General features: G+C 67.3%; 19 protein-coding genes. 12 read left to right on the top strand and 7 right to left on the bottom strand.

The genetic code is table 11. The annotated features are described in order from the left end of the window. Positions 1-4: 4 nt before the first annotated feature. Positions 5-1567 (bottom strand): glycosyltransferase family 2 protein, encoded by a 1563-nt coding sequence (locus tag AUC47_RS04035; protein ID WP_179297504.1) that lies wholly within the window; start codon positions 1565-1567, stop codon positions 5-7. Between the two features lie 282 nt (positions 1568-1849). Between AUC47_RS04035 and AUC47_RS04030 the strand changes: the two genes are divergently transcribed. From AUC47_RS04030 to AUC47_RS04020, 3 genes are all read left to right on the top strand, one after another. After that, a complete protein-coding gene (locus AUC47_RS04030) occupies positions 1850-2473 on the top strand; it encodes a PadR family transcriptional regulator (protein ID WP_096714185.1) in 624 nt (207 codons plus the stop codon). Positions 2474-2496: 23 nt separating this feature from the next. Next, the gene (locus AUC47_RS04025) at positions 2497-4185 is read left to right on the top strand and encodes an ABC1 kinase family protein (protein ID WP_096713926.1); all 1689 of its coding nucleotides are present in this window, start codon (positions 2497-2499) and stop codon (positions 4183-4185) included. Between the two features lie 135 nt (positions 4186-4320). Further along, positions 4321-6321: a BCCT family transporter gene (locus AUC47_RS04020; protein WP_256999436.1), complete on the top strand. Its 2001-nt coding sequence runs from the start codon at positions 4321-4323 to the stop codon at positions 6319-6321. A 101-nt stretch (positions 6322-6422) separates the two neighbouring features. Here AUC47_RS04020 and AUC47_RS04015 read toward each other — a convergent pair whose 3' ends face one another. Beyond that, positions 6423-8015, bottom strand: coding sequence for an SDR family oxidoreductase (locus AUC47_RS04015; protein WP_096713925.1), 1593 nt, complete (start codon positions 8013-8015; stop codon positions 6423-6425). 93 nt (positions 8016-8108) lie between these two features. On the opposite strand from AUC47_RS04015, the gene AUC47_RS04010 reads away from it, so the two are divergent. Continuing rightward, on the top strand, positions 8109-8366 hold the full coding sequence (locus tag AUC47_RS04010; RefSeq protein ID WP_143740694.1) for a hypothetical protein: 258 nt from the start codon (positions 8109-8111) through the stop codon (positions 8364-8366). A 45-nt stretch (positions 8367-8411) separates the two neighbouring features. Beyond that, positions 8412-8585, top strand: a complete 174-nt coding sequence (locus tag AUC47_RS04005; RefSeq protein WP_096713923.1) for a CsbD family protein — start codon at positions 8412-8414, stop codon at positions 8583-8585. 72 nt (positions 8586-8657) lie between these two features. Here AUC47_RS04005 and AUC47_RS04000 read toward each other — a convergent pair whose 3' ends face one another. Beyond that, positions 8658-9218 (bottom strand): MarR family winged helix-turn-helix transcriptional regulator, encoded by a 561-nt coding sequence (locus AUC47_RS04000; RefSeq protein WP_096713922.1) that lies wholly within the window; start codon positions 9216-9218, stop codon positions 8658-8660. Further along, entirely contained in the window at positions 9218-9457 is a 240-nt protein-coding gene (locus AUC47_RS03995; protein ID WP_096713921.1) for a hypothetical protein, read from the bottom strand. Before AUC47_RS03995 ends, AUC47_RS04000 begins: the two co-directional genes overlap by 1 nt. Positions 9458-9578: 121 nt before the next feature. Between AUC47_RS03995 and AUC47_RS03990 the strand changes: the two genes are divergently transcribed. From AUC47_RS03990 to AUC47_RS03965, 6 genes are all read left to right on the top strand, one after another. Beyond that, on the top strand, positions 9579-10031 hold the full coding sequence (locus tag AUC47_RS03990) for a MarR family winged helix-turn-helix transcriptional regulator (RefSeq protein ID WP_096713920.1): 453 nt from the start codon (positions 9579-9581) through the stop codon (positions 10029-10031). A gap of 67 nt (positions 10032-10098) precedes the next feature. Then, positions 10099-10434: a DUF7882 family protein gene (locus AUC47_RS03985; protein ID WP_256999435.1), complete on the top strand. Its 336-nt coding sequence runs from the start codon at positions 10099-10101 to the stop codon at positions 10432-10434. A gap of 2 nt (positions 10435-10436) precedes the next feature. Continuing rightward, positions 10437-10715: a hypothetical protein gene (locus AUC47_RS03980; protein WP_096713919.1), complete on the top strand. Its 279-nt coding sequence runs from the start codon at positions 10437-10439 to the stop codon at positions 10713-10715. Between the two features lie 53 nt (positions 10716-10768). Then, positions 10769-11992: an MFS transporter gene (locus AUC47_RS03975; protein ID WP_096713918.1), complete on the top strand. Its 1224-nt coding sequence runs from the start codon at positions 10769-10771 to the stop codon at positions 11990-11992. A 238-nt stretch (positions 11993-12230) separates the two neighbouring features. After that, a complete protein-coding gene (locus tag AUC47_RS03970) occupies positions 12231-12959 on the top strand; it encodes a histidine phosphatase family protein (RefSeq protein WP_096713917.1) in 729 nt (242 codons plus the stop codon). Beyond that, positions 12943-13794 carry an ADP-dependent NAD(P)H-hydrate dehydratase gene (locus AUC47_RS03965; RefSeq protein ID WP_096713916.1) on the top strand — a complete coding sequence of 284 codons (852 nt, stop codon included), beginning with the start codon at positions 12943-12945 and terminating at the stop codon, positions 13792-13794. The genes AUC47_RS03970 and AUC47_RS03965 overlap by 17 nt, the downstream gene beginning before the upstream one ends. A 227-nt stretch (positions 13795-14021) precedes the next feature. Here the strand turns inward: AUC47_RS03965 and AUC47_RS03960 are convergent, their stop codons facing one another. The 3 genes from AUC47_RS03960 to AUC47_RS03950 all read right to left on the bottom strand — a co-directional run bounded on the left by AUC47_RS03960 (position 14022) and on the right by AUC47_RS03950 (position 16306). Beyond that, positions 14022-14825, bottom strand: coding sequence for a hypothetical protein (locus tag AUC47_RS03960; protein ID WP_061016784.1), 804 nt, complete (start codon positions 14823-14825; stop codon positions 14022-14024). Positions 14826-14897: 72 nt separating this feature from the next. Next, positions 14898-15617, bottom strand: coding sequence for an RES domain-containing protein (locus tag AUC47_RS03955; RefSeq protein WP_079112065.1), 720 nt, complete (start codon positions 15615-15617; stop codon positions 14898-14900). After that, positions 15533-16306 (bottom strand): hypothetical protein, encoded by a 774-nt coding sequence (locus tag AUC47_RS03950; RefSeq protein ID WP_061016786.1) that lies wholly within the window; start codon positions 16304-16306, stop codon positions 15533-15535. Before AUC47_RS03950 ends, AUC47_RS03955 begins: the two co-directional genes overlap by 85 nt. 312 nt (positions 16307-16618) lie before the next feature. Here AUC47_RS03950 and AUC47_RS03945 point away from each other — a divergent pair, with 312 nt between their 5' ends. Continuing rightward, positions 16619-20212, top strand: coding sequence for a hypothetical protein (locus tag AUC47_RS03945; protein WP_096713915.1), 3594 nt, complete (start codon positions 16619-16621; stop codon positions 20210-20212). Positions 20213-20223 lie beyond the last annotated feature (11 nt).

Below are 20223 nucleotides of genomic sequence, written 5' to 3'. Positions count from 1 at the left end.
CGCCTCAGCGCCCCCGCGCGCGACTGCGCATCCGACGCACCGCCCGACCCGCCAGGTCCTTGAAGCGACCCCCGGGCCAGACCCGACGAAGCTCGACCGCGCCGCCGCGGGCCGCGACCGGAGTGCAGGTGCGCCCGGCGAGCAGCGGCGAGCGCCCCGCTCCGGCCAGCGTCGCCGCATCCGATGTCAGCGGCACCTCGAAGGTCCATCCCGCGCGCCGCACCTTGGCGACGATCCGCGCCTCGCGCGCCTCGTCGTCCGGGCCGAACACTCGCAGGGGGTCGACCGCCAGGGTGGCCGTCGAGCGCCCGCGCAGCGATGCCGTCGCCAGGTGGCGCACCTCGCCGTCCGCCGGCGCCAGCACGAGCTCGATCCGGTCGTTGCGCAGCTCGCGTCCTGCTTCGAGAAGTCCCGTCGGCAGCCCGTCCATCGGCACGGGAAGCGACGTCAACGTGCCGTCGTCGAACACGAGCGCATCCTGTCCGTCGCGCGTGATCTCCACTCGCAGGCCGAGGCTCAGACCGCCACCGCGCGACCAGGATGCCGAGGTCACCGCGACCCGGCACTTCATCTCCTTCTCGAACCGGGCGAACGCCACCAGGTCGCCGCGTCGGTCGGCGCGCAGCAGCGCGGCCCGGATGCGCTGCGGGAAGGCGAGTCCCGCGTCGACGCCCGGTCCGAACCGGCGCTGCACGATCGGGATCACGGCGTCGAGCAGCCGGGTGCGGTACTCGGCGGGGTATCCGACCATCCGCTTGCCCGACACGCGCTTGAGGATCTTGCCGCGGAACCAGTGCCGCAGCAGGCGGTCGCGCAGGCGCCCAGGCTCCGTGTACCGCTCGACCAGATCGAGCACGGCCTCGAGGTGCGGGAAGTACGAGTCCGGGTCGATCCGCGACGAGCTCGCACTGCCGGAGCGCTTCACCCACGCGTAGCAGGGGACGCTCCCGAGGATCGAGATCGTGCTCGCCTCGAAGTACGCGCGCATCACGAAGAGATGGTCCTCGAGGCGCACCTTGCCGTCGGGGAAGCGCACCTGCTTCTCGCGCAGGAACGCCGTGCGGAACATCTTGTGCGGCGTGAGCATCTCGAGAAGCGGGTCCTCGCCGAGCTTCGCGTCTGGCACGTCCCGGCGATAGATGCGGCGCGGCAGCGGGCGGCCGATCCCGACCTCCTTGCCCACGACGACGTCGGAGCCGTGCTCGTCGGCGTAGTCGCACAGGGCCTCGAGCGCCGACTCGAACAGCCAGTCGTCTTGATCGACGAACTGCACGTAGCGGCCGCGCGCCGCGGCGACGCCCTCGTTGCGCGGAGTGCCCGGCCATCCGGAATGCGGCAGGTACAGCACCCGCACGTACGGCCGGGTGCTCTCGACCTTGGCCAGTCGCTCCCTGGTCTGCTCGTCGGACCCGTCGTCGCACAGCAGCACCTCGAACTGCGAGCGGTCGAGGGTCTGCCGGTCGAGCGAGGCGATGAGCTCGTCGAACGCCTCGTTCGGGTTGAACACGGGCACGACCACGCTCACGCGCACCGACTCGGCGGGAGGGGACTGGGGATCTTCGGACACTGTCGACATCGGGCAGCAGTCAATCAGTGTCGGCTATGGATGCGCACGGGGGTTGCCATGGGTCACCCGACGTGCAGTCACGACCCACCTGCAGGTCGGAAGAACGGATGCAGGTCGTTCTGGGCCCGTCGGACCTGCATCCGTGTTTCGGGCATGCAGGGCGGCGAGCGCTGCACACAGGCGCCCCTTCGCGAACACCGGAACTCCCACCCCGCATCCAGGCTTAACGATATATCGTTGACTATCGCTCACCAGCTCCACCATCAGCACTGGGAGGTCATCATGAACAACGCATTCCCCTTCGGTTCCGGCTCGAACGGCGGCGAGAACCCGCTCGGCGGCATCTTCGGGTCCGGCGGACTCGGCGGCCCCAACGGCCCGGCCGGCGCGATCTTCGACGCGCTCGACCAGCTCCGCAAGTCGTTCGACCAGCAGCGCCCCAGCGGTGGGACGCGCATGGCGCGCGGCGACGTCCGCACCGCCGTGCTCTCGCTCCTCGCGGAGCGCCCCATGCACGGCTACCAGATCATCAGCGAGATCGCCGAGCGCAGCAACGGATCGTGGAAGCCCAGCGCGGGTTCGGTCTACCCGACGCTGCAGCTGCTCGCCGACGAGGGTCTGATCGAGGCCGAGGAGCAGAACGGTCGCAAGACCTACTCGCTCACCGAGGCCGGTCGCGCCGTCGCCTCGGAGTCGACCGAGACCCGCGCGCCGTGGGAGTCCAGCTCCACCAAGGACGGCCACCGCAACGACCCGCGGTTCTCCGCGCTGCCGAAGGCCGGTGTCGACCTCGCGGCCGCCGCCGCCCAGGTCGGCCGCAGCGGCAGCCCCGAGCAGGTGCAGCAGGCCATCGACGTGCTCGACGAGGCCCGCCGTAGGCTGTACACGATCCTCGCTCAGGACTGAACGCGAACGAACGGGAACCATCGATGACGGATGCCGCGGCGCAGGGCGCCCACCGCGCCCGCTACCGCCGCATCGTGTCGTTCGCGGCCCGCGAGTTCATCGCGATCTGGTGGTTCGAACTCGTGCTCCCACGGTTCGGACTCACCCGCATCGCCGAGCGGACCCGCGGGCCGCGCATGCAGCGCTTCGCACGACGGTTCCACACCCTCGCCGTCGACCTCGGCGGCCTGATGATCAAGGTCGGGCAGTTCATGTCGTCTCGCCTCGACGTGCTGCCCCCTGAGATCACGAAGGAACTCGAAGGACTTCAGGATGAAGTTCCGCCCGTCCCCTTCCCCGACATCCGACGCGTGGCCGAGAGCGAGCTCGGAGCCCCGCTGGCCAGCGTTTTCGCCTCGTTCGACGAGACGCCCGTCGCCGCGGCATCCCTCGGCCAGGCGCATCGCGCCCGGCTGTCGGATCAGGATGCCGCAGACACCGGCCTCCGCGACGTCGTCGTGAAGGTGCAGCGGCCGGGCATCGACGAGATCGTCGCGGTCGACCTCGCCGCCCTGCGCCGAGTCTCGCGGTGGGCGATGCGGGTGCGCTTCGTGTCGGACCGGGTCGACGCGCCAGCCCTCGTCGAGGAGTTCGCCGCGACGAGCTTCGAGGAGATCGACTACCTGCACGAGGCGGGGAGTGCCGAGCGCTTCCGGGAGAACTTCGCCGACGATCCGCGCATCGACGCCCCAGAGATCGTCTGGGAGAGGTCGACCCGGCGGGTGCTTACCCTCTCCGACGTGACCGCCATCAAGATCAACGACACGGATGCTCTGCGCGCGGCCGGCATCGACCCCTCCGCCGTGGCGGACGCGTTCGCCGAGGTCATGTTCGACCAGGTGTTCACGCACAGCTTCGTGCATGCCGACCCGCACCCCGGCAACATCTTCGTCACCCCGGACGCGTCGTTGCCGGCCGGCTTCCGACTCACGTTCATCGACTTCGGGATGATGGCCGAGGTGCCCGCCAACCTCCGCGCCGGTCTGCGCACGCTGCTCATCGCCGTGACCGCGCGCGACAGTCACGGGCTCGTCGCCGCCGCGCAGGAGATCGGCGTGCTGCTGCCGTCGGCCGACACGGGCGAGCTCGAACGAGCGCTCACCGCCCTGTTCGCCCGCTTCGGCGGCATGGGATTCGCCGAGCTCGCGAAGGTCGACCCGCGCGAGTTCGCCGACTTCGCGAACGAATTCGGCGACATGGTGCGCTCGCTCCCGCTGCAGCTGCCCGAGAACATGCTGCTGCTCATCCGGGCGGTGTCGCTGACCTCAGGCATGTGCTCGAGCCTCGACCCCGACTTCAACGTGTGGGATGCCGCGGAGCCGTACGCCGGGCGACTGCTGCGCGAGGAGAGCAGCGGCCTCATGCGTGACATGGCGGACCAGGCGATGGAGACCGCCGCGATCACCTATCGCCTGCCGAAGCGGATCGACGCGATCATCTCCCGCGTCGACGCGGGGACGGTCACGTTCGACACGTCGCGCCTGGAACGCCGCCTCGACCGGCTCGAGGGCATCGCACGGCGCATCGGATCGGGCGTGCTGTTCGCGGCGATGCTCGTCGGCGGGGCGCTGCTCGTACCGTCGCTCGAGCCGCTCGGCATCACGCTGATCTGCGTCTCGGGGCTCCCACTGCTGCACGCCGTCTTCGCGGGAGTCGGTCGCCGCTCCCGCTGACTCGGACACTCCCGGAGAACGGAGAGCCGACGGCTTCCGTTCGGCGTGTCGGACCATGACACGCCGCAGATCGCACACGTGGTCTGGGTTTTCCGGACCCGGCCGCAGTATTCCGGCATGGGAGAATCGGTAGTCATGGACACTCCTGACGAGAAACCCCGCTCGCGGACCGACGTTCAGAAGACCCACACCGGAGCCCTGCGGCAGGCCGGGATGCAGGCGGGCAAGATCGTCCGCGACATCGCCGCCGTCCCGCCGCGCAGCGTGCACCCGGCTCTGGTCCCCGGCGTCTCGGTCGAGGAGACCGGCCGCACGTATCGCACCGATCCACTGGTCTTCGGCGTCGCGGCATCCCTCACCATCGCGTTCATCGCGTGGGGCGTGTTCGCCGGCGACAACCTGGCGGGCACGACGTCGGCTGTGCTCGCGTGGGTGGTCGAGTACTTCGGTTTCTTCTTCACGACGATCGCCACCGTCATCCTCGTGTTCATGCTGTTCATCGGCTTCAGCCGCTACGGGCGCATCCCTCTCGGTCGCGACGACGAAGAGCCCGAGTTCTCGATGTTCTCGTGGATCTCGATGCTGTTCGCCGCCGGCATGGGCATCGGGCTCGTGTTCTGGGGCGCCGCCGAACCGCTGACCTTCTTCGAGAACCCGCCGCCGGGCACGGTCGAGGCGAACACGCTCGAGGCCATGCACACCGCGCAGGCGCAGGTGCTGTACCACTGGGGTCCGCAGGCCTGGGCGTTCTACGCCCTCGTCGGCGGCGCGATCGCATACGGCGCGTTCCGCCGAGGACGCACCCCGCTGATCTCGTCGATCTTCGCGCCGCTGCTCGGAGAGGGCCGCACCACCGGACCTCTCGGTCGCACGATCGACGTCTTCTCGATCATCGTCACGCTCTTCGGCACCGCCGCGTCGCTCGGCCTCGGCGCCCTGCAGATCGGCCACGGCGTCGAGATCGTCACGGGAGCCGGCCCGCTGGGCAACGGCATCCTCATCGCGGTCATCGCCGTGCTCACCGCGTGCTTCATCGCCTCCGCCGTCTCTGGCGTGAGCAAGGGCATCCAGGCGCTGTCGAACATCAACGCGGTCGCAGCCCTCGTGCTGGCGTTCTTCGTCTTCTTCGTCGGGCCGACGCTGCTGATCCTCAACGTCATCCCGTCGGTGGCCGTGCAGTTCCTCGGCGACCTGCCGCAGATGATCGGCCGGTCCGCCTCGCAGGGCGACGAGGCGCAGATGTTCCTCTCCAGCTGGACGATCTTCTACTGGGCGTGGTGGATCTCGTGGTCCCCCTTCGTCGGCATGTTCATCGCGAAGATCTCGCGCGGACGCACCCTGCGCCAGTTCGTCTCGGTCGTCATCGTCGTGCCGGCCGCGATCTCGCTCATCTGGTTCGCGATCTTCGGGACGACGGCGATCCAGCAGCAGATGAACGGCGCCGGCCTCACGGTCGACCCGCCGGAGGAGGTGCTGTTCGGCGTGCTCGAGAACCTCCCGTTCCCGCTCGTCACCAGCATCCTGCTCATTCTGCTGATCTCGATCTTCTTCATCACGGGTGCGGACTCGGCATCCCTCGTGATGGGCACGCTGTCGCAGCAGGGTCGGCCCGACCCCTCGCGCTGGGTCGCGGTCGTCTGGGGTGTGCTGGTCGGAGTCATCGCCGCGGTGCTCCTCGTGACGGGCGAGGAGGGGAGTGGTCTGCGCTCGCTGCAGAACGTGACGATCATCGCGGCGCTGCCGTTCGCGGTGATCATGGCGTTCATGATGGTCGCGTTCATGAAGGACCTGCGCCGGGACCCCATGATCCTGCGCGAGCGCTATGCGCGGATGGCCGTGCGACACAGCGTCATGGCGGGGCTCGAAGAGTACGGCGACGACTTCGCGCTCATGCCCGTGGAGTACGACCACTCGGAGGACGATCTCGCCTGGATCGACGAGGCCGAGGTCGACGACAGCCTCGCCGAGGTCTACGCGACGGCCACCGAGGCGATCGACGTCATCCCGCAGGCGGGCACGGATGCCGATGCGGAGGCCGCGGCATCCCCCGCGCCGGCCGATCCCCCCGCGGCGCTCGCCGAGGACACGGCCGAGTCCGTCGACGAGGCGGGCGGCATCGCACCGACCGAGCGCTAGCCGCGCCGGTCGCCGGACGAGAGATCAGAAATGCCGCGGAGGGATGCCGCTCAGCGGCGTTTCTGATCTCTCGCCAGCCCCCGGCGCCGCGCCCGCCCGCGTCAGCCGGTGGCCGCGACGGTCGCGACCGTCTCGACCGGCTTCTCCGCGGCAGCCGTGATGCGCGCCGCCATGCCGGCGAAGATGAACCCGTGGAACGGCAGCACGGCGAACCAGTACAGGCGCCCGGCGAGTCCACGCGGGAAGAACACGGCCCGCTGCTCGTAGCGGGCACCCGTGCCGTCGGGCAGTGCGCGCAGTTCGAGCCACGCCTCGCCCGGCACCTTCATCTCGGCGCGCAACCGCAGCAGCCCGCCGCTCGCGTCCGACGCCTCGGTGTCGCGGCCCGGCTCCTCGACGGCCTCGACGCGCCAGAAGTCGATCGCGTCGCCGACCCGCGCCGCGGCCTTGTTGCGGCGTCCTCGGCGCAGGCCGACCCCGCCGACGAGACGGTCCATCCAGCCGCGCACGGCCCACAGGAACGGCGAGGAGTACCAGCCGTTCTCTCCGCCGATGCCGATGATCACGCGCCAGAGGCCGTCGACGGGGGCGCTCGTCTTCAGCGATCGCGCATCCGTGAAGACCGTGCGCCCCGCCCAGTCGGGATCGCTCGGCAAGGGGTCGCTCGGCGCGCCGGACACCTCGGAGTCCTGCCAGCTCGTCTCGATCGCATCCGCGTTCACGCGTCCGAGAGCCGCCCGCACCGCCTGACGGTACGGCGTGAGTTCACCCTCGGGGCGGGGGATGAGGTCGTCGACGGCGCGGTCCTTGACGATGCACTCGTTCTGCAGCGACGCCACGAGCGGGCGAGCGATCGAGCGCGGCACGGGCGTGACGAGGTTCACCCAGTGCGAGGCCAGGCCGGGAGTCAGCACCGGCAGCGCGGCGATCGCGCGCTGGGGGAGACCCGCCTCGACCGCGTAGCCGTTCATCATCTGGCCGTAGCGCAGCACGTCGGGTCCGCCGATGTCGACGGCGCGGTTCACGTCGTCGTCGACGCGCGCGGCGCCGAGCAGGTAGTGCAGCACGTCGCGCACCGCGATCGGCTGGATGCGGTTGCGCACCCACTTCGGCGCGGGCATGTACGGCAGCACCTCGGTCAGGTGGCGGATCATCTCGAACGAGGCCGATCCCGAGCCGATCACCACCCCGGCCTGCAGCACCAGCGTCGGGACGCCCGACCGCAGGAAGATCTCGCCCACGTGCACGCGCGATCGCAGATGCGCCGAGAGCTTCACGTCGTCGGGATGCAGTCCGCCGAGGTAGACGATGCGACGCGCGCCGGCGGCCGCCGCGGCATCCGCCACCGTCTGAGCTGCGCGCTCGTCGCTCTCCTCGAACCCCTTGCCCGCCGACATCGAGTGGATCAGGTAGTACACGACGTCGACGTCGCGCATGGCCTCGCGCACGGCATCCTCATCGTCCGCGGATCCTTCGACGATCTCGGAGTCGGATCCCCAGGGGAAGGATGCCGCGCGCGCCGCGTCGCGCGCCAGGACTCGCACGCGGTAGCCGGCGTTCAGAAGTCGCGGGGTGAGGCGCCCGCCGATGTATCCGGTGGCGCCGAGGACCAGCGCTCGGGGCATCGATCCGTCTTCGCGGGGGACGGCGCGCAGCGCGTCCTCATGGCCGGTGGGCTGGGTGAGCTCCGTCATGCTCCCGAGGGTATGTCGACGAGCTCAAAATTTCACTAGGCTTCCGAATCACTAGTTCATCTAGTAACCTGCCATCGAAGGTAGGTGATGGATATGTCCGGAGCAGCGAATTCCCCCGTCCGCGTCGATCAGGCCCCACATGACGCGACGTCGATGCTCACGGATGCGGCCAGCCTCGCGCCGCTCCCCGCCAGCGAGGCCGTGGGACGCGCGATCGGAATCGATCGCGCGTCCCTCGTCTCCGCTCGCCCGAATCGCGAGATCCTCGGCGCGGCAGGACTGATGGTGCTCGTCGCCGCAGCATCCGTGCCGCTCATGACCGTCATCGTCACACAGCTTCTGCAGCAGTGAGCTGCAGGCCGCAGGCCACCGTTGGAAGAGAGAAGGGAAGCCCTCATGGGACTCGACGACAAGATCAAGAACGCCGCCCAGGACATCGCCGGCAAGGCGAAGGAGGCGGTCGGCAAGGCCACCGACAACGAGCGGCTCGAGGCGGAGGGCAAGGCCGACCAGGTCAAGGCCGACGCCAAGAAGGCCGGCGAGAACGTCAAGGACGCCTTCAAGAACTGACGCGTTCACGCACGGCGGGGAGGTGGCATCGGCCGCCTCCCCGCCGCCTGTGTGTGCGGCCTCGTCGCGGCGCTACTCGCCCGACGACTCGGACTCCTCGTGGGAGCGGATGACATCGCGCAGCTCCTGATCGAGGTCGGAGGCCTCCTCGATCGCCGACGTCATGCCGGCGAGGAACCGCGTCACGACGGCGCGCTCCTTGTCGCTCATCTCGTCGACGAGGGCGAGCATGCGGCGATGCATGGCGCCGAGGGTCTCGCGCACCTCGTCGTCGCTGCTCACGGTCGGCACCACGACACCGGCGCGGCGGTCGGTCGGGTGCGCTTCACGACGCACGTGTCCGCCCTTCTCGAGGCGGTCGATGAGGGTGGTGGTGGATGCCGTGGAGATGTCGAGCATGCGGGCGATGTCGATGGGGCGCACGATGCGACCGGCGCGCTGCTCGCGCAGCAGGAACCGCAGGGCGACGAGGTCGGTCTCGTTCATCTTCATCGAGGCGCGGGTGCGCGCGCGCATCGCGGTCTCGGCCGCTCGATAGCGGCGCAGCAGATTGAGCACGTCGACCGTGCTCGCGGACTCCGCGTCGGGGTACCAGTAGCCCGACCGGGTGAACTCCTCGGGAGACTGAGACATCAGGCCACCTCGTCATCGTCGCTCATGCGATGCTCTTCGCGTGTGAGCATCTCGACAGCGCCGGTTTCGACCTCCGCGGGGACGATGCTCAGCATCCCTCCGGTGATCGCCTCGTTCTCGGCTGTCACGATCTGCTCGAGGCGCCAGCCGGGAACCGTCGGAAACTGCTCTCCCAGGCGCTCTATGACCTCGGAGTACAGGATGTACCCGGCGTCTTCGGGCGTGAATCGCTCTCCCATGGAGTCCTTTCCGACAGGACTCCATCCTCTCACCCGTTCGCGTGGTGCCATGCACTGCATATCACTAGTCTGCCTGCTTACGTGGTTCTCTTGTAGAATGGTCGCGTCAGGGGGTGACGGAATGACCGATATCAAGGACGCGACGCAGGTGACGACGCGTGATCTCGTTGAGCGTGTCGACGATCTCCGCCGCGCCGAGTCGCAGCTCGCCCGACGGCTCTCCCTGCGCCGAGCGCCCAACGACACCGACCGTGAGGCCATGCGCTTCATCTCCGACGCCCCGGCCGAGTCCCCCGCGACGCCCGGCGATCTCGCCGTTCATCTCAACATCAGCACCGCGGCAGTGACCAGTGTGCTCCGCCGCCTGCAGGAGCGGGGGCAGATCATCGTCGCCCCGCACCCGGTGGATGCCAGGTCGAAGGTGCTTCGTCCCTCGCTGCGCGACGCGAACGCCCCGGTCGACGATCTCACACAGCGCATCGAAGACATCGCGAGCGAGTTCACGCCTGAACAGAGCGATATCGTGGCTCGCTTCCTGCGTCGGCTCACGGAGGAGATCAGCGACCTGTCTTGATCTGTTTTTCCCTCGGCTGGCATTTAGCTAGGTAACCTAGTAATCTAAATGTCGAAGGAAGCACGGGATGGGAGACACGATGGGACACCTGACCTACGGGAACTCGACACTGCCGATCGACGTCGAGGACGAGACTCTGACGCACGTCCGAGCGGTCACGCTCACGAAGCTTCGGCGGAACGAATCGTTCGCACTCACGCTCCACACGCCGAGTGGCGTCGAGACGCTGTGGGTGCAGGCGGCGATCCCGTTGCGCTTCGTGATGGAGGAGGAGTCGCCCATCGATCGGGCGCTGCTCGTCAAGATGATGAACGCCGCGAACTCCTCGGGTGGTCTCGACCTCACCCGCGCTGAGTTCGCGGAGGTGGCGGCTGCACCGCAGCTCCACGCCATGAGCGCCTGACCATGTCGAAGCGCATCGGAGCCGCGGCACGCGCCGCGGCAGGAGCACGTACTCGTGCGGTCGCCACGCCCCGCGGGCTGTGGGTGGAGGTCGAGCCCGGCTTCCACGTCGGCAATGACGGGCTGCAGTACCTGGGGTCGATCACCGTCGTCCCCGGTCGGGGCTTCGAAGCCTCCGGACCCCGGTCGGACGTGATCGGGATCTTCTCCGACCTCGACGATGCGAAGGCCGCCGTGGCGTCGGCATCCGTCTTCTCGCACGCTGACTCTCTCCTGAGCTGACGCTGCCGCCGCGTATATCGGGCGTTGCTCTCGTGGCGTGTACGATCGTACGCATGACCTCCGCCGAAACGATTCGACGCACCGCGCCCGACCGCGCCGTCCGTCGTGCGCGCATCGCCGTCTCGGCGCTGTTCCTCACGAACGGGGCGCTGTTCGCGAACATCCTGCCCCGTTACCCTGAGATCAAGGCGAGCCTCGGTCTCGACAACGTCGGCTACGGCCTCGCCATCGCCGCCTTCCCGGCCGGAGCCATCGCCGCCGGCCTCCTCGCCGCGGTACTCATCCGCCGCTTCGGCTCGGCCCGCATGGCGGTGTTCGGAACCATTGCGACGGGCCTCGGACTGCTCGCCGCGGCGCTGGCGCCCTCCGGCATCCTCTTCGCCGTCGCGCTGCTGGTCGGCGGCGCATCCGACGCGATCACCGATGTCGCGCAGAACGCCCACGGGCTGCGAGTGCAGCGGCGCTACGGGCGGTCGATCATCAACTCCTTCCACGCGATCTGGTCGATCGGTGCGGTCCTCGGCGGCGGCATGGCTGCGGCGGCCATCGCGCTGCAGCTGCCACTCGGCGTGCACCTGGGCATCTCCACCACCGTCTTCGTGATCGTCGCACTCGTGGCCCTGGTGTTCTGCCTGCCCGGTCGCGACGAAGAAGCGGATGCCGAGGCGACAGCCGACCCGGCGGAGGTTGCCACGGCCGTGCGTCGACGCGTGACTCCGCGCCTCGTGATGATCCTCATCGCTCTCACGCTCATCGCCATGGCCGGCGCGATCGCCGAGGACGCGGGCAACTCGTGGGCGACCCTGTACCTGTCGGAATCGCTCGGTGCGGCAGCGGCGGTCGCTCCGCTCGGCTTCATCGCCCTCGTCGGGGCGCAGTTCATCGGACGGATGCTGGGCGACGGCATGACCGACCGGTTCGGCCAGCGCGCGGTCGCCCGCGTCGGCGGACTCATCGCCGCTGTGGGCATGACGCTCGCGCTGCTGTTCCCGAGCGTTCCGGGCACGATCGCCGGATTCGCAGCCGTCGGGTTCGGCATCGCCACGCTCATCCCCGCGGCCATGCACGCCGCCGACGAGCTCCCGGGGCTCCGCGCGGGCGCCGGACTCACGATCGTCTCGTGGCTGCTGCGACTCGGATTCCTGCTCTCGCCGCCGTTCGTCGGCTTCCTCGCCCAGACCGAGAGCCTGCGAGTGGGGCTCATCGTCGCTCCCGCCGCCGCGCTCGTCGCGGTGTTGCTCGCCGGGGTGCTCGAGGGGCGGAGGCCTCGCGCCTGACTGCGCTGCCCGCGGCATCCTCGTCCGTCTGTGCGTCCGGCCGTGCCGCGCGCCGACGCCCCTGCTGAGCGCCCACGCCCCTGCTGAATGGCGTCGCTCAGCGGGGGCGTCGGCGATCAGAAGGGGCGTCGCCGCAGCGCCGCCCACAGCGTTACTCCGCTCCGGGCTCACGGTCAACCCCGCGCCGCGCTCGGGGCGACTGTGGAAGCCTCGGAGTCCCGTGGAGGAGAGGTCGTGTATGGCGACGTTGCAGGAACTGTGGCTGGTGCGTCACGGAGAGAGCATCGGAAACATCGCGGCCACGGCTGCGGAGGTGGCCGGCGATGAGGTGATCGCTCTCGACACGCGCGACGCGGACGTGCCGTTGTCCGCGACCGGGGCGCAGCAGGCGAGAGCTCTCGCCGCGCCGCTCTACGGAGCCGACGAAGTGCCGGCGGTCGCATGGCTGTCGCCGTACGCCAGGGCGCAGCAGACCTTCGCGCTGAGTGTGGAGAACGGGCCGCCCATAGCGCGGGTGCTCACCGACGAGAGACTGCGCGACCGGGAGCTCGGCATCCTCGATCTGCTCACCCGACGCGGGGTCGCCGCTCGTCACCCCGAAGAGGCGGCACGCCGCGCGAAGCTCGGCAAGTACTACCACCGCCCGCCCGGCGGCGAGTCGTGGGCCGACGTCTCGCTCCGGCTCCGGTCGTTCCTGCGGGACGCCGCCGAGGTGGACGCCCGCATCGGATTGGTCGTGGCGCACGACGCCGTCGTGATGCTTCTCGTCGCTCTGCTCACCGGACTCGATGAGACGAGCCTCCTGCGATTCGCCGCCGACCACACGGTGCTGAACGCATCCGTCACCCGCCTGCGGTCCGATGGCCGCCGATGGGAGCTCGTCGACTTCTCGGACGTCCGTCATCTCGAGCAGCTCGGTGCCGAGGTCACCGCGCACCCGGGGAGCCCCGATGTCCAGCCGCGCTGAACCGGTCATCGTCAGCCCCGAGCTGTTGCAGGGGTGGGGCCTGCCCGATCCGGGCGAGTCGAAGTACTCGCGCGGCACGGCGATGGTCATCGGCGGTTCGCCCCTGTCGACGGGGGCCGTGACCCTCGCCGGCGAGGCCGCGCTACGCGTCGGGGCCGGAAAGGTCGGCGTCACGACCGAGGCTGCGCTCGCCGACATCGTCCGCGGCGCGTTCCCCGAAGCCGGCGTGCACACGTCGCCCCGCACGGGCGAGTCGGCGGATGCCGCATGGGCGGCGGCATGCGACGCGTCCGACGCCGTCCTCGTCGGCCCCGGGCTCGCCGACGCCGAGGTCGCGCGCGAGTGGCTCGTCCGTCTGGCGGACCAGGACGTGGATTGCCTCGTCGTGGACGCCTTCGCCGTCGGCATCCTGCGCGACGTCGACCGTGACGAACTCCCCCGCTCGTTGATCGTCAACGCCAACCTCGATGAGGCGGAGATCCTGCTCGGCAGACCTGTCGACGACCTCGTCACCGACCTGCCCGGGCTCGCCCGTGACCTCGACGCGGTGATCCACTGCTACTCCGCCCTCGCCGCTCCGTCGGGCCGAGTGTGGGAGCTGCATGCCGGCGGGCCGGGCCTCGGAACGGCCGGCTCGGGCGATGTCCTGGCTGGTGCGATCACCGGATTCGCTGCGCGAGGGATGCGCCCGGAGCGCGCCGTCGCGTGGGGCGCGTGGACTCACGGTCGCGCGGGGGACCGCCTCGCAGAGCGGATGGGGCTCGGGTTCCTCGCTCGCGAACTGGCCCGCGAGCTGCCGGCCGCGATGCGCGAGGTCGGCGTGAGCCCCGGCTAGCGACGAGCCGCAGGTGGGCGTTCGTTTCGTCTCCGTCACGGGCCAGACCGTGTCAGAATCGCGATGAAATCGGACTAAGTCCGATGTAAAGCGCTAAGTTCACTGCCTCACGAAGGGGCTGATCCGATCATACGGATCGGGTCGGACATCTCGCCTCACGGAGTTCTGAATCCCCATGGCGCGCATCTCGGCGACCCAGCGTTCCCCGTCGGCCAAGCAGGACAGCTCTAGCGTCGAAGCTCGTAACCCTGTTCGTTTAGTAGGTTGATTGCGATCTCGAGCAGCGTCCCAATGAACTCGATGAGGTCTGCAATCAGCTCCTCGTCTGGTTCGTACAGAGCCCCGCCCATCTGAGGCGTAGATGGGGGCGTCTCGATCGCGTGGCGCAGAGTGGTGATGAACTGCCCGTGCGCGTGGGCCGAGGTTATCGCCCAATAGTTGAAGGTCTGCAATGTGGGGCCCGGAACGCGACTCGCTATCTTCCTTGTGATCGAGGAGGGATCGATCAATGGTGCGCTGAGAACGTCTTCCGGATCGGATCCGAGGTTGCTCGCCGTGGTCCTGAGAAAACGTCCGAGTGCTGCTATTCCCTGTTCGGTCTTGTCATCCGGCGTTCGCGCTTTGCGCAGAGCGTTGGTCAGCTTCAGCCCGTGCCTGTGCTCGATACGAGCAATCTCAAGTGCCCTGCGGACTCTAGAAGGGGAATCGGTACCATCCAGAATCCAGATCACCTCCACGAGCCCCTCCAACACAGGACGGAACAAGGTGTAGTCAGCCTGCATATGAAGGAGCAACACGTCCTCTTCGGGGCTGGCGGCAAGCTCCGCCCAGGCGGATACGTGGTCTGCAACGGTGAGGACGAGCCCGGAGACTATGGCATGAGGGATGACGATGTTTCCTGCGAGGGCTTGATCTTCCTCCGCCATCGACCCCTTTCGAACCGTGGGCACTCCACTCTTGATCGCCGCCGCGAAGTCCCGGAATCCTTCGACAGCACCGCTGAGAGTCTGCAAGGTGGAACGCTGTGTCATAGCACTGAGCGTACGGGGGGATCGAGCGTCATCTGATAATCCGAGATCGCAGATTGCCGTCCTGGGGTGGTTCTACTTCTTGACGCGGTAGCCGAGTCTCTTCACGGCTTTCGCGAGGTACACGTTCGCACTGGAGGAGTCCAGTCGGGTGTGCACCAACGGCAACTGCGGGAACGAGTCCTCGGCAGGCGAGAACAGCGTCACCATCGGGCCGAAGTCGATCGATGACACGTGGTAGAGCCCGTCGATGCTCGACCCAAGTTGGTCATGGATCGCATTCGCCCAGTTCCGTGTGTATCGCTTAGGCCCCATCTGGATCGAAGAGGTCGTCCCGTTGATTACAGGCCAGTTGCTGGTGAGATCCAGTAACCGAAGCTCACGCGTCGGACGCCAAGCCGCGAGGGTGTTTCCACGAACGCGCCGATTGATTAGTCGGCCCTTCTGAAAAACCTCGCCGAGAGCTGTCGTAGATCCAGCAGCTGCGTACATCACGCCATAATCAGCATGATGCTGCTGTGGCTCGGGATGCGGGTCAAAGCGCATGGTTCTGATCGGCCCGAAGTGCCGCAGCTCATCCCACGCCTGCGGGTGAGGACCTCTTGTAGCGAAGACCCGCCAGAGGATCCCATCGAATGATCTCAGGTGCTCACGAGCGTCGAGTGTGAGCGGCGCCGGGGGTGTTGCGGGGACTTTCGCGTTCGACGGGCTCACGTGATGTCGGCGTCTTCGAGGATGTCCACTACGGGTGCAGGATCCTTCGCGGCAGCCAGCCACTCGATCGGCGTCATCCATTCCTGGGGGTCGACAGACTCATCGCTCGACCGCAAGTCGTCTTGAGGTGTAGTCATGAAGCCTTCGACGTCGGCCGGATCCCAGTCGGACGGGATCGCTCGGACGAGCAGGGGAAGGTGGGGGATCGTCGAGACCTTTTCGCCGGGAATGAACTGCCATCGAGGGTAGAGGCGGATCCTTCCCGCCCGGAAGCCGTACAGGGTGTTCTTGCTCTGGCGGTGACGCACACTGGAGGCATCGATGCCGAGGAGCGCTGCGACTTCGGATGCGGTGTAGGTGTTGGTTAGGGCGCGCACGTGAGTCTCGCGTTCGAGTTTGGCGAGCCCACCGCTGGTGACGAATGCGGCTGCCTCGGCGAACTCCTCCGGAGTGAAATCGCCGGACTCGATCAGGAAGTCGGCTTGCTGCTCTGTGAGGCCCAGCTCGGTCGATTGACGGTCGGTCATGGCATCGGCGAGCTCGTCGATGAGTGCGTTGAACACGGATACGTCGACGTTTGACGTCTTCGCCACCTGTGCAAGGCGCTCAACACCGGCTTGTACGTCGGTCTTTTCTGGGGCCTTGGTCGCCACGACGAGCTTCGGTTTCCCGTCGAGGAATCGACCTGTCGCGGTGCCGCGGTTCACAGTCGTCTCGCGGGCGGCGACGCGAGCTGAGGAGGCACGGGTGCGACTCTTCTTCACAGCCATCTTGCCTCCTCGTGGCGGCATCTAGTTAGTGCGTACACGCATTATCTTACGCGCGCTTTTGCGTGTATGCATCCCCGTGTGGTGCCGAAGGTGAGAGCGGTCAAGCGCTCCTGGACCGGGAGCAGCGGCGTTGTAGGGGGCATGTCGTGCGCCTTCAAGGCGGCTCCCCAACTCTTGCCACCTTCCTGCCCGGCGCAACGCTTTCAACGCGTAGCAATCAACGAGGATGTCGTTGGCCTACGCTTGAATGCTTGCGTGGGGAAGAGCAAAAACACTCGTAGAAACAAGCGGCCTCGATCTCAACGGTCGGCGGTGAGCACCGTGCAACGGGAGCCAGACGCACTCGAACTGGCCTTGTCAGCGTACGATCCGGACGAGCTCTGGACGTTGATTTTCGCCGCCGCCACGTCCCCGGGCAACAGGCATCGGTCGGTGACATTGGGAAGCAGCTTCGCGGCTGCGCTACGAGCCTCCGCCGCTCCGGCGCCGGACGAGTACCAACCGCTGCCGTCGATCCAAGCACTGTCCGATCTAGCGGCTACCACCTATGGGATCGGACTGGAGCGTGAAGATTTTATCGCCACCGACCCCACCCGAACTGTCTTCCTCGCCGTCGGCGCTGAGCCGCTGCGCGCGGTGCCTGGCCTCACCGAACGGCCGGTCGCCGACCTCACGCGTGCGCTCAGAATGGCGGAAGCGGTAGACGGTCGCCTCCACCGGCGATTTCGATTCGGTATCGCGAACGTGGTGAACGTGGCGATGAGGTACGGCGATTTCTGCGTGCGCCACCTTGCGGACGCATGGGTACCAGCCCCGGACCTGGAGCTCAACGATGAGGTCTCATTGCCGGACGTTGAGTATGAAGCGACGCGGGCCTTCCTCAACCTGGATCCCCTCGACCACATCGAACTCGGTGAGGCTGACAAAAGGGCGTTGGAATGGATGACGAACTCCGCAAGTAGGGCCGCGTTCGACGTGGAGAGTCTCTCCAGTCCGTTCGAAAGGTTCCTTCGCTTTGCTGACACGGCGGGTGGACACCGATGGGTGCCGCCACTCTTCATCCCGGAGATCATGGCTCATGCCGCCCGAGAGCTGGTGTCTGCGCTCGACCGAGACAGCCAAGCACGAAAGGCCCTCCGGAGCTCTTGCCTGAACCAGATCCGTCAAGCCCTGTGGCGTTTCTCCCACCAGTTGATCGAACCCCCGCCCTCCAGCGAAGGCGCCGCCATCCCGCTTCGAGGGATTGACGTTCAGTGGTTGGTACCAGTGAATCCGTCCACTTTCATCGCCGTCTCGGTCATCTACGTCCCCGACCTGGGGGCCTCGCCGCCGCCATACATCGGCTCAGTGGAGCTGGCGAAACAGGTGAGGGCGCAATCCGGCCCTGTGCCGGTGCGGATGGCGGGCGGGCGACGCGGAACCATCAAGTCGGGCGCGGAGGTCATCCCGTTGACGGTGTTCGCGGCGCCCGGTCACATCGCTGTGCCGCAGGCGGTCGGCGAGGCAAAACTCGCGCTTGAAGACCTGACATGGATTGCGGAAACTGCCACGTCCGACGATGATCTTTACGCATTCGCGCGGGATCTGAGCGCTCCCGATTTCCCTGAGAGCTTCGGGTGGGAGGCGATCAACTACTGGGAGCCGTGGAAAGCTAATGGCAAGTCTTTTTTCAAGGGTGGTGTGGTACCCAATGCCGTCTACTTTGAAGCGCACGCGGGCGAGGCCGAGTGGGATCGAGCGGTAGAGCTATCGGATCTCGAAGTGGCGCTCATCGGGGTTGGGCTTCCACCGATTCGAGACCTCCGAGCGGCAGAAGTCGCCCCGGGGCCCGTCGCAAACGTCGCGATAATCGCAGGCGACCCCACGTATGACGCCACCCGCGGTGTCAACACCGCGCCGAGTGTTGACGGGTGGTCGCTCGCTCTCACCGAACCCCCCGTTGCCGTGGCACGGGGGGTTCTAGAGGCAGCATCTACCGACCACCGACGGTTCGTCTTCGACTTATGCGGCGGGCTAATCTACGGCTTCGCTGCGCTTGGTGATCGATGGCGTTCCGCGCACCAGGCGATCGATGTGCCCGGATACGTCCTCTACCTCCACGTATCGGAAGCAGTCCCGGGTGAATCGTCCGGCGTGGTCACGCCGTATCTCGACCCGCATGTGCGTGCCATCGACGAACCGGTCAACGTTTTGTGGCGCATCGATGTCGAGGGCTTCGCCGACTCAGCGAATGGAGATCCGCAGGCGGCGAATCTCCTAACAGCGGACGCAGTGTTCGATCTGCTCCGCGCGGGAGGCATGGATGTCGACACCGCAGCGGCGCTCCGCGACCAGTGGCGCACAGCGAAACCCTTTCTCATCTTGGAGATGAAGCAGGCACGGACCACTCTCAATCACCTGCCTGATCCGTGGCGTCTACGACCCTCTGACGAAAGCCGTATGGTTGCGGCGTTGGGGCGACGACTCCACGATGCCGGCGTTCAACCTGGCGAGTACCGAGCGGATGATGCGAATCGACTTATCCGCGAACATCTTGCGCCCCTTGCTCTCGAAACCCTGACTGAAGGAATCAAGAGCCACGATGGGAGCGAGGTGGTGCTGACGGGTATGGAGCAACTGGCGAGGGTGATGGACAGCGCCATTCATCAGCAAGACGATCTATCCCGAGTCGCAGCGAATCTCTCGACCGAATGGGATCCGCTCACCCGCACGGCCGAACTCTCGGCGGAGACACTTCAGCTTCGTCAATGTAACGAGATCGTGGTGGAAGCCGCCCTGCGCATCCTGGACAAGCCGGCGGCGACGAAGCCGATCACTCCTCAGGCATGGAGCGGTCTCCTTGCCGCCGCAGATGCGTACCTCACCGCGACCACATTGAGCGAGCGGATGTATCACCAAGTCGCGCCCGCAGTCATCACCCTCAGCCCGATGTACGAGCTGACCGTGGACGACGATCCGCATCCCGACGCATCGGCGTGGGGCCTACGAAACGACGAACTGACCCGTGCAGCTGCGGGCATTCGGCTGCACGGCACGCAAGACGACGACTCGCTGCAACAGGCGAACGAAGAAGACCACGTCGAAGATGCGTTCCAGCAGGCATGGGGAGCGACGTCGCAGGACATGTTCTCCACCCTCGCCGCGCTCGCAAAGTGGGAGACGTTTGAGCCAGGCAGGACGACTGCCCACGTCACCGTGGCCGAGGCCACAGTGTGGGTCTGTGATGCGCTGGGCTCGGGCGCGGATGAGTCGCAAAGATCGCGTGTCGAAGCTGCCATCGAGATGCTCACGAGCACGGCCGTCCAGATGCAAGCCGTGGAGCGGAAGCCCTGGCAAACGCGCACTCGGCGCCATCGGCTCCTCGTGCAACCGCTGGTGCAAGATTCGGATGGACGACTCATTGTCAGCCCCCAGTACCTGCTGACCTCCTTTCAGGTCTACTACCGCCACCTCCTCCAAGGGGTTCTTCCCTGGGCGGGAGACGTTCCTCAGCCTGTCAGCAACGCGCTTGCGGACCGCCGTGCGCGCCGCAATATTCGGTTCGAGAGATTCCTTCAGAACCGGCTAGAGGAACTCGGCTACACCACGGTCGCCCGCGTGAAACCCAACGACCACGCGCGGCTCGGCGTGCCGACTCTCACCACCGAGGTCGACCTCGTGTGCGGACGCCCTGGCGATAGCACCATCTGGTTGATCGAGGCGAAGGACCCTGCGTCGGTGCATGGATTCGCTGAGACGGCGCGACAACTGCGCACCTTCTTCCGCGACCAGGTAGGAGACCGCGGGACCAAGCCCAGCTACACAACTCAGCTCGCCCGCAAGGAGAGCGAACTAGCGCCCCACGTCGCGAGCATTGCGACGCGTCTCGGGATCGGCGACCCCCTGACGGCGAGGAGTTTCACCTAAGCACCCTCTTC

Origin of the sequence: Microbacterium sp. SZ1, from assembly GCF_002362255.1 — a bacterium.
GTDB lineage: Bacteria > Actinomycetota > Actinomycetes > Actinomycetales > Microbacteriaceae > Microbacterium.
The sequence above is the reverse complement of the archived record's forward strand: the minus strand, read 5'-3'. Positions and strand labels throughout refer to the sequence as shown.

Bases quoted from the DNA above. Each gene is read 5' to 3' on its own strand.
- AUC47_RS04015 (WP_096713925.1), bottom strand. From the start codon at position 8,015: ATGACGGAGCTCACCCAGCCCACCGGCCATGAGGACGCGCTGCGCGCC.
- AUC47_RS03965 (WP_096713916.1), top strand. From the start codon at position 12,943: ATGTCCAGCCGCGCTGAACCGGTCATCGTCAGCCCCGAGCTGTTGCAG.
- AUC47_RS03980 (WP_096713919.1), top strand. From the start codon at position 10,437: ATGTCGAAGCGCATCGGAGCCGCGGCACGCGCCGCGGCAGGAGCACGT.
- AUC47_RS03990 (WP_096713920.1), top strand. From the start codon at position 9,579: ATGACCGATATCAAGGACGCGACGCAGGTGACGACGCGTGATCTCGTT.
- AUC47_RS03960 (WP_061016784.1), bottom strand. From the start codon at position 14,825: ATGACACAGCGTTCCACCTTGCAGACTCTCAGCGGTGCTGTCGAAGGA.
- AUC47_RS03995 (WP_096713921.1), bottom strand. From the start codon at position 9,457: ATGGGAGAGCGATTCACGCCCGAAGACGCCGGGTACATCCTGTACTCC.
- AUC47_RS03975 (WP_096713918.1), top strand. From the start codon at position 10,769: ATGACCTCCGCCGAAACGATTCGACGCACCGCGCCCGACCGCGCCGTC.
- AUC47_RS04010 (WP_143740694.1), top strand. From the start codon at position 8,109: ATGTCCGGAGCAGCGAATTCCCCCGTCCGCGTCGATCAGGCCCCACAT.
- AUC47_RS03985 (WP_256999435.1), top strand. From the start codon at position 10,099: ATGGGAGACACGATGGGACACCTGACCTACGGGAACTCGACACTGCCG.
- AUC47_RS04005 (WP_096713923.1), top strand. From the start codon at position 8,412: ATGGGACTCGACGACAAGATCAAGAACGCCGCCCAGGACATCGCCGGC.
- AUC47_RS04030 (WP_096714185.1), top strand. From the start codon at position 1,850: ATGAACAACGCATTCCCCTTCGGTTCCGGCTCGAACGGCGGCGAGAAC.
- AUC47_RS04000 (WP_096713922.1), bottom strand. From the start codon at position 9,218: ATGTCTCAGTCTCCCGAGGAGTTCACCCGGTCGGGCTACTGGTACCCC.
- AUC47_RS03955 (WP_079112065.1), bottom strand. From the start codon at position 15,617: ATGGATGACGCCGATCGAGTGGCTGGCTGCCGCGAAGGATCCTGCACC.
- AUC47_RS03950 (WP_061016786.1), bottom strand. From the start codon at position 16,306: ATGGCTGTGAAGAAGAGTCGCACCCGTGCCTCCTCAGCTCGCGTCGCC.
- AUC47_RS04025 (WP_096713926.1), top strand. From the start codon at position 2,497: ATGACGGATGCCGCGGCGCAGGGCGCCCACCGCGCCCGCTACCGCCGC.
- AUC47_RS04020 (WP_256999436.1), top strand. From the start codon at position 4,321: ATGGACACTCCTGACGAGAAACCCCGCTCGCGGACCGACGTTCAGAAG.
- AUC47_RS03970 (WP_096713917.1), top strand. From the start codon at position 12,231: ATGGCGACGTTGCAGGAACTGTGGCTGGTGCGTCACGGAGAGAGCATC.